Here is a 15,702-nt window from a genome sequence, read left to right as displayed (position 1 = left end):
CCAGACACTCAGTCGGCTCAAGACGAAACGGGCAGCGTTCCGCTCCCTCCCGACCATCCTGCGGTTCTGGATTCCGGGCTCCGCTTTCGCGGCCCCGGAATGACCAGGAGGGTGTGAGCTTCGTCGAGCAACCTCGTCACCCCCGCATCAGGCTCGGTGTCCCCAGGCGCGGGGTCACGCCCTCGCGCATCACCAGGCGGCGCAAAGGCGCGATGGTCGAGAGGGCCAGGAGCCCTGCGCCGCGGGCAAAATCGCTCGGCAGGAAGGCGGTGAGCAGGCTGCGGTTGAGGGTATCGACCGCGCCGGTGCGCAACCGGGCATCGAGAGCCCGGCCGCGGGCAAAGCCCGACAGCACCGACTCGGCCCCGGCATCCCGCGACCCCGCCACCGCGTCGCGGAGCGCCGCGGCGTCGCGCAGGCCGAGATTCAGCCCCTGCGCGCCGATCGGCGGGAAGACGTGGGCCGCCTCGCCGACCAGCGCCAGCCGCGGCCCGACCGGGCGCGGCACCGACAGGCCGCGCATCGGCACCAGGCCCCGCGGCCCGTCGATCCGCATCTGCCCCAGCATCGACTGGGCCTGCCGCTCGATGGCGCGGGCCAGCGCGTCGTCGTCGAGGGCGGAGAGCGCCTCCGCCCGCGCCTCGGCCGAGACCCAGACCAGGCTGGACCGGCGCCCGCCCGGCAGCGGCACCAGGGTGAAGGGCCCCTCGCGGGTGTGGAACTCGGTCGAGACCTCGCGATGGTCGCTCGTATGGGCGAGGATCGTGGTGAGCGCCTTCTGCGGATAGGTCCAGCGTCGCGCCGTCAGCCCCGCCGCCTCGCGCAACGGCGAACCTCCGCCATCGGCCGCGACGACGAGGCGGGCCGCGACGCTCCCGCCGCCGTCGAGCGCCAGCAAGGCCCGGTCCTTGGCCACGGTGCAACCGGCGGAATCGTGCTCGATCAGCGTCAGGTCCGGGACCTCGCGGGCGCGGGCGCGCAGGGCCTCGACCAAGCGACTGTTCTCGATGTTCCAGCCGAAGGCGTCGAGGCCGATCTCGCGGGCGACGAAGCGGGCCGGCGGCGGACGGAACAGGCTGCCGGTGTCGTCGATCAGGTGCATCTCGGTGAGCGGCGCCGCCTGGGGCTCCAGCGCCTCCCAGGCACCGAGGGCGCGGAGCAGCCGCACCGAGCCGTCGAGGAGCGCCACGGTCCGCCCGTCGGCCACGGGGGCATGGCGGCCGACGAGCGCGGTGCGCAGGCCGTCGCGGGCGAGCGCCAGGGCCGAGGCCAGGCCGACCGCGCCGGCACCGACCACCGCCACGTCGTAGAGGGGGGTTTGAGAGTTCGGCTCGGCTGTCTGGCTCACGGAACGGATCCTCGAACGATCATCGTGCCTGATCTGGGTCATGCAGGGCCGGTCCGCCATCCCGGCCATTGCCGCAGGCGCCCCGGCACCTATGATCCCGCCCGAACGACGAGACCCGAGGCGGGAGCGAACCAATGCCCAAGGCGATCCGGATTCACGAATACGGCGGCCCCGAGGTGATGCGCTACGAGGAGGTCGCGGTCGGCGATCCCGGGCCGGGCCAGATCCGGGTGCGCCAGAGCGCGATCGGCGTCAACTTCATCGACATCTACTTCCGTTCCGGCCTGTACAAGGCGCCCCAGCTGCCCTTCACCCCCGGCAACGAGGGCGCCGGCACCGTGGTGTCGGTCGGCGAGGGCGTGACCGGCTTCCGGCCCGGCGAGCGGGTCGCCTACGGCTCGGCCGCCGGCACCTATGCCGATGAGGTGGTGATCGACGCCAAATCCGTGGTGCGCCTGCCCGACGGCATCGACGACGACACCGGCGCCGCGATGATGCTGAAGGGCCTCACCACCCAGTACCTGCTGCGGCGCACCTACAAGGTCCAGCCCGGCGACACGATCCTGTTCCACGCCGCCGCCGGCGGCGTCGGGCTGATCGCGACGCAATGGGCCAAGCACCTCGGCGCCACGGTGATCGGCACCGTCGGCTCGGAGGACAAGGTCGCGCTTGCCCGCGAGCATGGCTGCGACCACGTCATCCTGTACCGGACCGAGGATTTCGCCGCCCGGGTCAAGGAGATCACCGGCGGCAAGGGCTGCCAGGTCGTCTATGACGGCGTCGGCCAGGCGACCTTCCCGGCCTCGCTCGATTGCCTCCGGCCCTTCGGCTATTTCGTGAATTTCGGCAGCGCCTCGGGCCCGGTGACGCAGTTCGACATCAACCTGCTGGCCCAGAAGGGCTCGCTCTACGCCACGCGGCCGACCCTGTTCACCCACACCGCCGACCGGGCGGTGCTGGACGAGATGGCCGCCGACCTGTTCGAGGTGGTGGAGAGCGGCGCGGTGAAGATCCCGGTCCATACAAGGGCGAAGCTCGCCGACGCCCCGAAGGTCCATGCCGACCTCGCCGGGCGCCAGACGACCGGTGCGACGGTGATGCATCCCTGATAGGCTGTTTGATCGATCGGGGGACTCATTCCCACCCTCGACCTCATCCTGAGGTGTTAGTCGATTGAAAATCGACTGACCTCGAAGGAGGGCTCCAGCCCTCGCTGAGATTCCTGGAGCCCTCCTTCGAGGTTAGTCCATCTTCGATGGACTAACACCTCAGGATGAGGTCGAGGGTTGGGCTAGAAGAATTCGTCACGATGGTATCCTGGCAAGTCGAATTGGCTCTGATAGGATACCACCGAATCATCTGACCGCGAATCAGATTTTGCAATACTGATTTCCAGTCCCGCAACGATCTTCGGTAGCACGGATCAAATCCAGGCGGGCCAGTCCCTGGTCCGCCGCCACGGTTATGCTTAAAATCCCCTGCGGCATCCGGGCCGAATCACTCCCGAATGGCCGCGCGGAGATCATGACGCGATGACTTCCTACGCCCTGCGCGCGACCGAGACCGATTGCCTCCTCGTCATCGACGTCCAGCCCGATTTCCTGCCCGGCGGCGCCCTCGCGGTGCCGGACGGGGATGCGGTGATCGCGCCGATCAACGCGCTCGGGCGCCTGTTCCGGCACGTCGTCCTGACCCAGGACTGGCACCCGGCCGGCCACGCCTCCTTCGTCACCAGCCATCCCGGCAAGAAGCCCTTCGAGACCACGGCGCTGGCTTACGGCGAGCAGGTCCTGTGGCCGGAGCACTGCATTCAGGGCACCCCCGGCGCGGACCTGTCGCCGAAGCTGGAGCTGCCCCATGCCGAACTGATCATCCGCAAGGGCTACCGGCCGGGAATCGACAGCTACTCGGCCTTCCGCGAGGCCGACCGCACCACCCCGACGGGGCTCGCCGGCTACCTGCGCGAGCGCGGCTTCACCCGGGTCTTCCTGTGCGGCGTCGCCACCGATTACTGCGTCGGCTGGAGCGCCATCGATGCGCGGGAGGCGGGGTTCGAGGCGGTGGTGGTCGAGGATGCCTGCCGGGCGATCGACCTCGACGGCTCGCTGGAACGGGCCTGGGGCGACATGGCGGCGGCGGGGGTCGAGCGGGAGAGAAGCGGGGCGATCGGGGGATGAAGCCCGGGTGGTTCGGGCGGCGGCCCCGACACCCTCGATGTCATCCCGGGGCCGCGCAGCGGAGCCCGGGATCCATAAACGCCGACGCTCCCGGATGAAGTGGAACGCTGTCCGCCTCTTGGAGAATCGTCAGAGGTTATGGATCCCGGGCTCTCGTCTTCGACGAGCCCCGGGATGACGTGGAGATGTTGGAAGCGACGACTCTGACTAGCTACGGCTACACCGCCACCCCGTGCAGATCATACGCATCCGCCGACTCGATCTTCACCGTCACGATGTCCCCGACACGGACCGGCCGGCGGAAGGCGACGTGGACGTTGCCGTCGATCTCCGGCGCATCATACTTCGAGCGGCCCTTGGCGACGGTCGGGCCGGCGGCGTCGATGATGACCGGCAGGCGCTTGCCGACCTTGGCTTTCTGGAGCCTCAAGGACACCGCCTGCTGCGTCTCCATGAACCGGCGCTGGCGCTCGGCCTTGACCGCGTCCGGCACGGCGTCCGCCACTGCGTTGGCCGGGGCGCCGCGGACCGGCTCGTACTGGAAGCAGCCGACGCGCTCGAGCTTGGCTTCCTTGAGCCAGGTCAGCAGCTCCTCGAACTCCTCCTCGGTCTCGCCCGGGAAACCGACGATGAAGGTCGAGCGGATGGCGAGATCCGGGCAGGTGGTGCGCCAGGAGCGGATGCGCTCCAGCATCTTCTCCTGGTTGCCGGGGCGGCGCATGCGCTTGAGCACCGTCGGGCTCGCATGCTGGAGCGGCATGTCGAGGTAGGGCAGCACCTTGCCCTCGGCCATCAGCGGGATGACCTCGTCGACGTGCGGGTAGGGGTAGACGTAGTGCAGGCGCACCCAGGCGCCGAGCTCGCCGAGTTCCTTGGCGAGGTCGTAGAAGCGCGCCCGCACCTCGCGGTCGCGCCAGGGGCTGGTGGCGTAACGGGTGTCGATGCCGTAGGCGCTGGTATCCTGCGAGACGACCAGCAGTTCCTTGACGCCGGCCTTCACCAGCTTCTCGGCCTCGCGCAGGACATCCGCCGCCGGTCGGCTGACGAGATCGCCGCGCAATTGCGGGATGATGCAGAACGTGCAGCGGTTGTTGCAGCCTTCCGAGATCTTCAGATAGGCGTAGTGCCGCGGCGTCAGCTTGACGCCCTGGGGCGGGACGAGATCGAGGAACGGGTCGTGGGCCGGGGGAACCGCCTCGTGGACCGCCGCCACCACCGATTCGTAGGCCTGCGGCCCGGTGACCGCGAGCAGGTTCGGGTATTTCTCGCGGATCTCCTCGGGCTGCGCGCCCATGCAGCCGGTGACGATCACCCGGCCGTTCTCCGCCATGGCGTCGCCGATCGCCTGGAGCGACTCGGCCTTCGCCGAATCGAGGAAGCCGCAGGTGTTGACGATCACCACGTCGGCGCCGTCGTGCTTGCGGGCGAGCTCGTAACCCTCGGCCCGCAGGTGGGTGAGGATGCGCTCGGAATCGACCAGGGCCTTGGGACAGCCGAGCGACACGAAGGAGATCTTGGGGGCGGGTGCGTTCATGGCGGGGGCGTGATGGGACACCGGCCCACGGCCAAGCCGGCGCGAGCGGGATCAAGGATTTAGGGAAGGGTGCTGGGGCAGGCCATAGCACGGGGGAGGGCGGGCGTCACGGGGCGCTCCTCTCCGGGCCCTGCACCGGCATCGTGGCTGGTATCCGGTCGGCATCTTGTTCCGGTCGGCATCTTGGCCCGACGGCCGGCTTCCGCTGCGGCCCCCGCCTCCGCTATCACGGCGCCATGTGGAGCCGCCTCGTCACCCCCCTCGATCCCGCCGCCGCCGCCGCCCGCCTGCGCGGCCGACAATCCGGGCTCGCGCTCCTCGACAGCGCGATGCGGCACGACACCCTCGGGCGCCACTCCTACCTCGCCGCCGACCCGTTCGGGCGCTTCCGGGTGCGCGGCGGCCGGGCGTTCTGGAACGGCGTCCCGGTGCCGGGCGCCCCTCTCGACGCGTTGCGCGCCGTGCTGGCGCCGTACCGCACCGAACCGGATCCCGGCCTGCCGCCGTTCCAGGGCGGGGCGATCGGCTACCTCTCCTATGATTTCGGCGCCTGCCTGGAGCGGGTGACGCCTCCCCTCCGCCGGGCCGGCCTCGCCGACGACCTCGCGGTCAACCTCTACGCCTCGGTCGTCGCCTTCGACCACCGGGCCGGCACCTGCGTGCTGATCGCCACCGGCTTCCCCGAGACCGACCCTGCCGCCCGCGCGGCAAAGGCCGCCGCCGATCTCGATGCCCTGGAGGCCGCGCTCGCCGAGCCAGAGCCGGCGGGCGAGGCCGGCCCGGTGCCTCCCCTCGACTGGCGCTCGAACTTCACGCCCGACACCTACGCAAGGGCGGTCGACCGGGTGCGGGACTACATCCGGGCCGGCGACATCTACCAGGCCAACATCGCCCAGCGCTTCGAGGCGGCTTTGCCGCCGGGCTTCGACGCCTTCGCGTTCTACCGCCGCCTGCGGGCGCGCAACCCGGCGCCGTTCGCGGCCTTTCTCGAAATCGATGGCCTCACCCTTGCGTCCTCCTCGCCCGAGCGCTTCCTGCGCCTCGACGGCCGCGCGGTCGAGACCCGGCCGATCAAGGGCACGGCGCCGCGCTCCCCCGACCCGGCCGAGGACCGGGCCCGGGCCGAGGCGCTGGTCGCCCACCCCAAGGAGCGGGCCGAGAACGTGATGATCGTCGACCTCCTGCGCAACGACCTGTCGCGGATCTGCGCCCCCCACAGCGTCGCGGTGCCCACCCTCTGCGGGCTCGAGACCTATGCCGGGGTCCACCACCTCGTCTCGGCGGTGACCGGCACGCTCAAGGACGGGGCGGACGGGCTCGATCTCCTCGCCGCGACCTTCCCGGGCGGCTCGATCACCGGGGCGCCGAAGCTGCGCGCCATGGACATCATCACGGAGATCGAGGGCGATGCCCGCGAGGCCTATTGCGGGGCGATCGGCTGGATCGGGTTTACCGGCAGCCTGGACACCAGCATCGCCATCCGCACGGTGATGCTCGACGAGAGCCGGGCCGTGCTCCAGGCCGGGGGCGGGGTCACGCTGCTGTCGGACCCGGAGGCCGAGTACCACGAGACCCTGACCAAGGCCGAGCGGGTCTTCGCCGCCTTCGCGGCCGGGGAGGGCGCATGATCCTCGTCATCGACAACTACGATTCCTTCGTCTTCAACGTCGTGCGCTACATCGAGGAACTGGGCGCCCCGGTCCGGGTCGCGCGCAACGACGCCCTCGACGTGGCGGGCATCCGGGCGCTGGCGCCGGAGGCGGTGGTGATCTCGCCCGGGCCGTGCAGCCCGGCGGAGGCCGGGGTGTCGCTGGCGGCGATCCGCGACTTGTCCGGCGCGGTGCCGCTGCTCGGGGTCTGCCTCGGGCACCAATGCCTCGGCGCGGCCTTCGGCGGCCGGGTCGCGCGGGCCCGGCAGCCGCTCCACGGCCATGCCACGCCGATCGACCATGGCGGGCAGGGGCTGTTTCGCGGCCTGCCGGCGCCGCTCACGGTCGGGCGCTACCACTCGCTGATCGTCGAGCCGACGCCCGCCATGGCGGAGCACCTGAGCGTCGAGGCGGTCTCGGCCGAGGGCGAGGTGATGGCGCTGTCGCATCGCCGCCACCCGACCTACGGCGTGCAGTTCCACCCGGAATCGGTGCTGACCGAGCACGGCCACGCCCTGTTCGGCAATTTTCTAAGCCTCGCCCGGCGCTGGCACGAGGCGGGAGGGGCGCACCGTGCTGTGGCGTGACGGGCGCTTGCAGGAGGGAACGGTCGCCCCGTTCGACCTCGCCGATCGCGGCCTGCTGCTCGGCGACGGGGTGTTCGACACCGCCATGGCGCTGGGCGGCCGGGTGGTGGCGGAGGCGGCGCACCTGACGCGGCTCGGCCGCGCCGCCGCCGCCCTCGGCTTCGCGCTCGACGAGACGGAGGCCCGCACCGCGATGCGGGCCGTGGCGGCCGGATACGAGCGGGCGGCGATCCGCACCACCGTGACCCGTGGCTCCGGCCCGCGGGGCCTGCGCCCGCCGGCCGAAGCCCGCCCGGTCCTGTGGGCCAGCGCTGCGCCTTTGCGGCCCGGCACGGCCTTCTCGGAGATGTCCCTCGGCTGGAGCGCGATCCGCCGCAACGAAACCTCGCCGGCCTCGCGCCACAAGACGCTCGGCTATCTCGACGCGGTCCTCGCCGCGGAAGCAGCGGCACGGGACGGCCACGACGAGGCCCTGTTCCTCACCATGCAGGGCCGGGTGGCCTGCGCCGGCATCGGCAACGTGTTCGCGGTGTTCGGGCGCACGATCGTCACGCCGCCCCTCGACGACGGAGTGCTCGCCGGGATCGTGCGGGCGCAGGTGCTCGCCCTGGCCCCGGGCCTCGGCCTCGCGCCGGCCGAGGGATCGATGACGCCCGCGGGTCTGGCGGAGGCCGAGGCGGTGTTCCTCACCAACTCCCTGCGGCTGCTCGCGCCGGTGCGGCGGATCGGGGCGCGGGATTATGCCAGCGCCCGGCATCCGGCGCTGCAGTCCCTGCGGAAGGCCCTGTCCCGGGAGATCGCCGAGGCCTGCGGGATGGCCGTGGAGGGGTGAGAGCGCCGCCGCCCAACCCTCCCCCGCAGAGGGGGGAGGGTTCGGATGCGAGGCCCCGCCTGTGCGTCCCATTCGCCAAGGCCTTGCGGACAAGCGCGGAAACCCGCCAGAAGTGGCGACGGCCGGGCACCCGCCCGCGAGACCTGGAGAGCAGAGCATGAAGCGCGCGTCCCTGGCGGTGGTTCTCGGTGCCGCGACCGCCCTGGCGGCAAGCCTGCCGGCCGGCGCCAAGACGCTGGTCTACTGCTCCGAGGGCAGCCCGGAGAACTTCTATCCGGCGGTGAACACCACCGGCACCTCGTTCGACGCCAGCTCCCAGATCTACTCCAACATCGTCAATTTCGAGCGCGGCACCACCAACGTGGTACCGGACCTCGCCGAGAAGTGGGACGTGTCCGAGGACGGCAAGACCTACACCTTCCACTTGCGCAAGGGCGTGAAGTGGCATTCCAACAAGGCCTTCAAGCCGACCCGTGACTTCAACGCCGACGACGTGATCTTCTCGTTCGAGCGGCAGTGGAAGGAGAGCCACCCGTTCTTCCGGGTGACCAGCTCCAACCACACCTATTTCAACGATATGGGGCTGCCCAAGCTCCTCGCCTCGCTCGACAAGGTGGATGATTACACGGTCCGCTTCACCCTGACCCAGCCCGAGGCGCCGTTCCTCGCCGATCTCGCGATGCCCTTCGCGGCGATCCAGTCGAAGGAATACGCCGACGCGATGATGAAGGCCGGCACGCCGGACAAGCTCGACCAGGAGCCGATCGGCACCGGCCCGTTCTACCTGCTGCAATACCAGAAGGACGCGATCGTCCGCTACCGCGCCTTCCCGCAATACTATGCCGGGAAGGCCGCCCTCGACGACCTGGTCTTCGCCATCACGCCGGATGCGTCGGTGCGCTGGGCCAAGCTCCAGAAGGGCGAGTGCCACGTCATGCCGTACCCGAACCCGGCCGACATCGACGCGATGCGCAAGGACGCGAACGTCCAGGTGCTCGAGCAGCCCGGCCTCAACATCGGGTACCTCGCCTACAACACCAAGAAGAAGCCGTTCGACGACGTGCGGGTGCGCAAGGCGTTGAACATGGCGATCGACAAGAAGGCGATCATCGACGCGGTCTACCTCTCGACCGGCGTCGCGGCCAAGAACCCGATCCCGCCGACCCTGTGGTCGTACAACGACGCGGTGAAGGACGATCCCTTCGATCCGGCCGCGGCCAAGAAGCTCCTGACGGAGGCGGGCCTCGGCGACGGCTTCGCGATGGACCTGTGGGCGATGCCGGTCCAGCGGCCCTACAACCCGAATGCCCGCCGCATCGCCGAGCTGATGCAGGCCGACCTCGCCAAGATCGGGGTCAAGGCCGAGATCAAGTCCTACGAGTGGGGCGAGTACCGCAAGCGCATCCAGGACGGCGAGCACCAGACCGCGATGTTCGGCTGGACCGGCGACAACGGCGATCCCGACAACTTCCTCCACACCCTGCTCGGCTGCGCCGCGGCGGAGAAGGGCGGCGGCAACGCCGCCAAGTGGTGCGACAAGACCTACGACGACCTCGTCACCAAGGCCAAGACCGTCAGCGACAAGGCCGAGCGCACCAAGCTCTACGAGCAGGCGCAGGTGGTGTTCAAGCAGCAGGCGCCGTGGTTCACCATCGCGCATGCGGTGCAGCTAAAGCCGGTCCGCAAGGAGGTGGTGGACTTCAAGCTGTCGCCGTTCGGCCGCCACACCTTCTACGGCGTGAGCCTGAAGTAGATCCGGTCGGCACGAGTCTGCCTCACTCCACAAGACTGATACCCTCCGAGTCATCCCGGGGCCGCGACAGCGGAGCCCGGGATCCAGAACCGCAGGACGTTCAGGATGAGGCGGGACGCGATCAGCCTGCGTCGGAGCCATCCGAGGGTCTGGATTCCGGGATCCACTTTCGCGGCCCCGGAATGACCCGGAGGGTGGGCATCCTGTCGGAGCGATTCCACAAATCCCGATGCCAGCACGCATTGCCAGCGTTCGCCGATGCGTAGCATTCTGAGCCGTTCACAGAGGGCGCCCGCGTGCTCCGCTTCCTCCTGACCCGCGCGTCCCTGGTGATCCCGACCTTCCTGGGGATCACCCTGGTGGCGTTCTTCCTGATCCGCCTGGTGCCCGGCGACCCGATCGAGACGATGGCGGGGGAGCGGGGCATCGATCCGGCGCGGCACGCGGCGCTCCGCGCCGAGTACGGCTTCGACAAGCCCCTGCTCGTGCAATACGGCATCTATCTCGAGCGGCTGGCGCACGGCGATCTCGGCCGCTCGATCAGCACCAAGGAGCCGGTGATCGCGGAATTCGCCAGCCTGTTTCCGGCGACGATCGAGCTCGGGGTCTGCGCGATCCTGTTCGCGCTCCTCGTCGGCCTGCCGGCCGGCATCCTGGCGGCGCTGAAACGGAACTCGGTCTTCGACCACGGGGTGATGGGGCTGTCGCTCACCGGCTACTCGATGCCGATCTTCTGGTGGGGCCTGCTGCTGATCCTGCTGTTCTCGGTGCAGCTCGGCTGGACACCGGTCTCGGGCCGCATCGACGTGCAGTACTTCATCGAGCCGGTGACCGGCTTCCTGCTGATCGACACGCTTCTGTCGGACGAATCCGGCGCCTTCCGATCGGCCCTCGGCCACCTGATCCTGCCGGCGGTGGTGCTGGGCACGGTGCCGCTCGCGGTCATCGCCCGCATGACCCGCTCGGCGATGCTGGAGGTGCTCGGCGAGGATTACATACGCACCGCCCGGGCCAAGGGCCTGCCGTCCTGGCGCATCGTCGGGCTGCACGCCTTGCGCAACGCGCTCATCCCGGTCGTCACGGTGATCGGGCTGCAGGTCGGCGTGCTGTTCACCGGCGCGATCCTGACCGAGACGATCTTCTCCTGGCCCGGCATCGGCAAGTGGCTGATCGAGGCGATCGGCCGGCGCGACTATCCCGTCCTCCAGGGCGGCATCCTGCTGATCGGCGCGGTGGTGATGGCGGTGAACCTCCTCGTCGACCTCGCCTACGGCCTCGTGAACCCCCGCATCCGGCACGCCCGATGAGCGCCGAACTCCTCGATACTCCCGCCGCCTCGGCTTCCCCCGCCGGCCCGCCGCACCCGCTCGCCGAGTTCTGGACGAGCTTCTGCGCCAATACGGGCGCGGTGATCGGGCTCGCGATCATCGTCGCGGTGCTGCTGATGGCGGTCTTCGCCGATCTCATCGCCCCGCACCCGCCGAACCTCACCAACGCCGCGGCCTTCCTCAAGCCGCCGTTCTGGCAGGAGGGCGGCACGCTCACCTATCCGCTGGGCACCGACGCGATCGGCCGCGACATCCTCTCGCGCCTGATCCACGGCGCCCGGCTGTCGCTGTCGATCGGCCTTGCCGTCGTGACGGTGTCGATCCTCGTCGGCACGATGCTGGGGCTGGTCGCGGGCTTCGTCGGCGGCGCCGTCGGCATCGTCATCATGCGGGTGATGGACATCATCCTGACCCTGCCGTCGCTGCTACTGGCCATCGTCATCGTGGCGATCCTCGGCCCCGGGCTGATGAACGCGATGCTGGCGGTCGCCGTGGTGGTGCTGCCGCATTACGTCCGCATCGCCCGCGCGGCGGTGATCGCGGAAAAGTCGAAGGACTACGTGACGGCGGCCCGGGTCGGCGGGGCCGGCCCCCTGCGGCTGATGGTGGGCGAGGTGCTGCCGAACTGCGCCGCCCCCCTCATCGTCCAGGCCTCCCTCGGCGTCTCGACCGCGATCCTCGACGCGGCGGCTCTGGGCTTCCTGGGCCTCGGTGCCCAGCCGCCCGCGCCGGAATGGGGCACGATGCTGGCGGATGCCCGCGAATTCGTGCTCCGCGCCTGGTGGGTGGTGACCTTCCCGGGCCTGATCATCCTGATCACCGTGCTCGCCTTCAACCTCGTCGGCGACGGTCTTCGCGACGCCCTCGACCCCAAGCTGAAGCGGTGAGGCGACCCATGCCGCTCCTCGAGATCACCAACCTCTCCGTCGAATTCCCCTCCGCCGGCGGCACGCTCCAGGCCGTCGACGGCGTCAGCCTGACCCTGGAGGAGGGGGAGGTGCTCGGCGTCGTCGGCGAATCGGGCTCGGGCAAGAGCGTGACCATGATGGCGCTGATGGGCCTCGTCGCCTATCCGGGCCGGGTCTCCGCCGACCGCCTCGCCTTCGCCGGGCGCGACCTGCTCGGCATGCCGGCGCGCGAGCGCCGCCGCCTCACCGGCCGCGACGTGGCGATGATCTTCCAGGAGCCGACCACCAGCCTCAACCCCTGCTTCACGATCGGCTTCCAGATCACCGAGAGCTTGCGCCAGCATCTCGGCCTCGACCGCAAGGCGGCGAGGAAGCGGGCGATCGAGCTCCTGGAGCAGGTCGGCATCCCGGCGGCCGAGAGCCGGCTGTCGTCCTACCCGCACCAGCTCTCCGGCGGCATGAACCAGCGGGTGATGATCGCCATGGCGATCGCCTGCAACCCGAAGCTCCTCATCGCCGACGAGCCGACGACCGCCCTCGACGTCACCATCCAGGCCCAGATCCTCGACCTGCTGCTCTCGCTCCAGCGCGAGCGCGGCATGGCGCTCGTTCTCATCACCCACAACATGGGCGTGGTCGCCGAGACCGCCGACCGGATGATGGTGATGTATGCCGGCCAGGTGATGGAGGAGAGGCGCGCCGACGCGCTCTTCGCCTCGCCCCAGCACCCCTACACCGCGGCCCTGCTGGCGGCTTTGCCCGAGCGCAGCGAGGGCGGGCGGCTCGCCACCATCCCGGGCGTGGTGCCGGGCCTCTACGACCGCCCGCGCGGCTGCCTGTTCTCGCCGCGCTGCACCTACGCCACCGATCATTCGCGGGAACAGCGCCCGGCGCTGCGGCCGTGGCAGGACGGTTTCGTGCGCTGCCACTATCCGCTCGACGATCCGTCGCGCGAGGCCCGCATCCGCCAGGACCATCCCGTCGGCGCCAGCGCGGAGGCCGTCCGTTGAGCCCCCCCGTCGTCGTCGCCGACGATCTCCGCCAGACCTACGAGATCCGCCGCGGGCTGTTTCGTCGGCCGGCCCGGCTCCAGGCGGTCGGCGGCATCTCGTTCTCGATCGAGCCCGGCCGGACCCTGGCGGTGGTCGGCGAATCCGGCTGCGGCAAGTCGACCCTCGCCCGGATGGTGACGCTGATCGAGCCGCCCTCCGACGGCGACCTCATCCTCGACGGGATCGACGCCGTCGACACGCCGTCGTCGGAGCGCCGCCGCCTGCGCCGCACCGTGCAGCTGGTGTTCCAGAATCCCTACGGCTCGCTCAATCCGCGCAAGCGCGTCGGCGCAATCCTGGAGCAGCCGCTCGCGATCAATACCGGATTGTCGGGAGCCGAGCGCCGCGAGCGGGTGCAGGCGATGATGGCCAAGGTGGGCCTGCGCCCCGAGCACGATGCGCGCTACCCGCACATGTTCTCCGGCGGCCAGCGCCAGCGCATCGCCATCGCCCGGGCGCTGATGCTGTCGCCCAAGCTCGTCGTCGCCGACGAGCCGGTCTCGGCCCTCGACGTGTCGATCCAGGCCCAGGTGCTGAACCTGCTCGCCGACCTGCAAGCGGAGCTGGGGCTGGCCTACCTGTTCATCTCCCACGATCTCGGCGTGGTGCGCCACATCGCCCACGACGTGCTGGTGATGTATCTCGGGCTGGCCATGGAGCAGGGGCCCAAGGAGGCGATCTATGCCCGCCCCCTCCACCCCTACACCCGGGCCCTGATGGCGGCGACGCCGGGCGTCGGGCCGCGGACCCGCGAGCGGATCGTGCTGCGGGGCGAATTGCCGTCGCCGCTCGCTCCCCCGGCCGGCTGCGTGTTCTCGACCCGCTGCCCCCATGCCACGGCGCGCTGCCGCGAGGAGCGCCCAGAGCCGCGGCCCGTCGCCGGCCGGGCGGTGGCCTGCCATTATGCCGAGGATCTGTCGGAGGGGGTTCCGGCCGCCGGACGCGCGCTCGCGGGCTGAGGGGGCCCCCGCATCACGGTCAATTCAACGCCCGGGGGCTTCGCTGCGCCGCCGCATGCCCTACCATCATGGGGAAGAGCGGGAGCCTGGCGACCTGATCCGTGAGTGAGCCCATCGCGGCGGCCGAGCCGCCGCCCCTGTCCGAGCCGAAGGCCTCGGGCCTCGCCCGAACGAGCCTCGCCCGCATGCTCGCCTTCCGCACCAGCCTGCGGGTCGCGCGCCTGCGCCACTGGCTCGCCGGAAAGCTGCCGCCCCGGGCCCGCGGGCGGCTGGCCGAGAACGTGCGCGCCGCCGAGCTCGCCGGCCTCGCCTTCGCGTTCCGGGCCCGCGCCGTCGCCATCCTGGTGGTGTCGCTGTGGCTCCTGATCCTCGTGCCCTGGCCGCGCAACCTGTACTACCTCGCCGTCGCCGGCCTGTTCTTCCTCCTCGGCTACGTGCCCTACCGGCTCCGCCGCCACCGATGGGCGGGGCCGATCAAGCTCGGCTTCACACTCCTCGACATCGCGCTGATGACCACGGCGATCATCATGCCGCCGCCGGCCGGGCTCGGGGTCGACTGGCCGATTCAGACCCGCCTGCGCACCCCGGAATTCCTCTACGTGCTGCTGCTGCTGGGCGAGGCGGCGCTGACCTACTGGCCGGTCGCGGTGCTCTGGACCGGCACCTGGATCGTGGCGATCTGGTCGTCCGGCGTCTGGCTGGTCTACGGCCGCGCGGATACCGTGCGCTTCGCCGACACCGTCCACGACGGGTCGTTGAGCGCCGAGGCGGCGTTGCGGGTCTTCCTCGACCCGGCCTATGTCGGCCTGACCCCGCTATGGACGCAAGCCATCGTCACCGGCCTGTTCACCCTGCTGCTCGCCATCGCGGTGTGGCGGGGCCGGGGCACGATGCTGGCGCAGGTACGCGCCGAGGTGGTGCGGTCCGACCTCGCCCGCTACGTCTCGCCCGACGTCGCCGACGCCCTGGCGGCCCGGGCCCATGCGGGCTTCGGTACGCCGCAGACCCGGGTGGTGGCGGTGTTGTTCGCCGACATGGTCGGCTTCACCGGGTTGAGCGAGGACCTGGAGCCGGAGCGCGCCTTCGCGCTGCTGCGCGGCTTTCGCGAGCGCAGCTGCAAGGTGGTGTTCCGCCATGCCGGAACCCTCGACAAGTTCCTCGGCGACGGCTTCATGGCGACCTTCGGCGGCCTCGACGGGCGCGGCGACGGGGCCGCCCGGGCGGTGGCCTGCGCGGTCGACCTCCAGCGCGAGATCGACGCCTGGACCGCCAAGCGCGCGGCCCGCGGGGCGCCGCCGATCCGGGTCGCGGTCGGCGTGCATTGCGGCCCGGTGGTGATCGGCAACATCGGCGCCGACCAGCGGATCGAGTTCACGGTGATCGGCGACGTCGTCAACGTCGCGAGCCGCCTGCAGGCCGCCACCCGCGAGGTCGGCGGCCGCATCCTCGCCTCCGAATGCTGCCTCGCGGCGGCCGGGCCGGAGGTGGCGGCCCGCTTCACCCGCTCGCTGCCCCTGACCCTGCGCGGCCGCACCCAGCCGATCGTGGTCCACGTCGCCGAGTAATACCAACGGT

At 70.6% G+C, this 15,702-nt stretch carries 13 protein-coding genes; 11 read left to right on the top strand and 2 right to left on the bottom strand.

Annotated features, from left to right (window positions below; genetic code table 11):
- Positions 1 to 136 precede the first annotated feature (136 nt).
- Complete coding sequence (locus tag F1D61_RS13415; protein ID WP_246775864.1) at positions 137 to 1,348, bottom strand: UbiH/UbiF family hydroxylase; 1,212 nt, start codon at positions 1,346 to 1,348, stop codon at positions 137 to 139.
- Positions 1,349 to 1,482: 134 nt separating this feature from the next.
- On the opposite strand from F1D61_RS13415, the gene F1D61_RS13410 reads away from it, so the two are divergent.
- Entirely contained in the window at positions 1,483 to 2,457 is a 975-nt protein-coding gene (locus F1D61_RS13410) for a quinone oxidoreductase family protein (RefSeq protein WP_203158442.1), read from the top strand.
- A 423-nt stretch (positions 2,458 to 2,880) separates the two neighbouring features.
- A complete protein-coding gene (pncA, locus tag F1D61_RS13405) occupies positions 2,881 to 3,525 on the top strand; it encodes a bifunctional nicotinamidase/pyrazinamidase (RefSeq protein WP_203158441.1) in 645 nt (214 codons plus the stop codon).
- A 217-nt stretch (positions 3,526 to 3,742) separates the two neighbouring features.
- Here pncA and rimO read toward each other — a convergent pair whose 3' ends face one another.
- Complete coding sequence (gene rimO, locus F1D61_RS13400; protein WP_203158440.1) at positions 3,743 to 5,059, bottom strand: 30S ribosomal protein S12 methylthiotransferase RimO; 1,317 nt, start codon at positions 5,057 to 5,059, stop codon at positions 3,743 to 3,745.
- A gap of 236 nt (positions 5,060 to 5,295) precedes the next feature.
- Between rimO and pabB the strand changes: the two genes are divergently transcribed.
- From pabB to F1D61_RS13355, 9 genes are all read left to right on the top strand, one after another.
- Positions 5,296 to 6,687, top strand: coding sequence for an aminodeoxychorismate synthase component I (gene pabB, locus F1D61_RS13395; RefSeq protein WP_203158439.1), 1,392 nt, complete (start codon positions 5,296 to 5,298; stop codon positions 6,685 to 6,687).
- Complete coding sequence (locus tag F1D61_RS13390; protein WP_203158438.1) at positions 6,684 to 7,295, top strand: anthranilate synthase component II; 612 nt, start codon at positions 6,684 to 6,686, stop codon at positions 7,293 to 7,295. The genes pabB and F1D61_RS13390 overlap by 4 nt, the downstream gene beginning before the upstream one ends.
- The gene (locus F1D61_RS13385; RefSeq protein ID WP_203158437.1) at positions 7,282 to 8,127 is read left to right on the top strand and encodes an aminotransferase class IV; all 846 of its coding nucleotides are present in this window, start codon (positions 7,282 to 7,284) and stop codon (positions 8,125 to 8,127) included. Before F1D61_RS13390 ends, F1D61_RS13385 begins: the two co-directional genes overlap by 14 nt.
- Before the next feature lie 157 nt (positions 8,128 to 8,284).
- Complete coding sequence (locus F1D61_RS13380) at positions 8,285 to 9,880, top strand: ABC transporter substrate-binding protein (protein ID WP_203158436.1); 1,596 nt, start codon at positions 8,285 to 8,287, stop codon at positions 9,878 to 9,880.
- Between the two features lie 296 nt (positions 9,881 to 10,176).
- Entirely contained in the window at positions 10,177 to 11,187 is a 1,011-nt protein-coding gene (locus F1D61_RS13375; RefSeq protein WP_203158435.1) for an ABC transporter permease subunit, read from the top strand.
- The gene (locus F1D61_RS13370; RefSeq protein WP_203158434.1) at positions 11,184 to 12,095 is read left to right on the top strand and encodes an ABC transporter permease subunit; all 912 of its coding nucleotides are present in this window, start codon (positions 11,184 to 11,186) and stop codon (positions 12,093 to 12,095) included. The genes F1D61_RS13375 and F1D61_RS13370 overlap by 4 nt, the downstream gene beginning before the upstream one ends.
- Positions 12,096 to 12,103: 8 nt before the next feature.
- Positions 12,104 to 13,126, top strand: coding sequence for an ABC transporter ATP-binding protein (locus F1D61_RS13365; RefSeq protein ID WP_203158433.1), 1,023 nt, complete (start codon positions 12,104 to 12,106; stop codon positions 13,124 to 13,126).
- The gene (locus F1D61_RS13360; RefSeq protein ID WP_203158432.1) at positions 13,123 to 14,127 is read left to right on the top strand and encodes a peptide ABC transporter ATP-binding protein; all 1,005 of its coding nucleotides are present in this window, start codon (positions 13,123 to 13,125) and stop codon (positions 14,125 to 14,127) included. Before F1D61_RS13365 ends, F1D61_RS13360 begins: the two co-directional genes overlap by 4 nt.
- Before the next feature lie 101 nt (positions 14,128 to 14,228).
- Complete coding sequence (locus F1D61_RS13355; protein ID WP_246775863.1) at positions 14,229 to 15,692, top strand: adenylate/guanylate cyclase domain-containing protein; 1,464 nt, start codon at positions 14,229 to 14,231, stop codon at positions 15,690 to 15,692.
- The last annotated feature ends 10 nt before the right edge of the window (positions 15,693 to 15,702 follow it).

Source organism: Methylobacterium aquaticum, assembly GCF_016804325.1.
GTDB classification, from domain to species: domain Bacteria; phylum Pseudomonadota; class Alphaproteobacteria; order Rhizobiales; family Beijerinckiaceae; genus Methylobacterium; species Methylobacterium aquaticum_C.
Note: the sequence above shows the minus strand (reverse complement) of the source record. Positions and strands in the feature narration are given on the sequence as shown.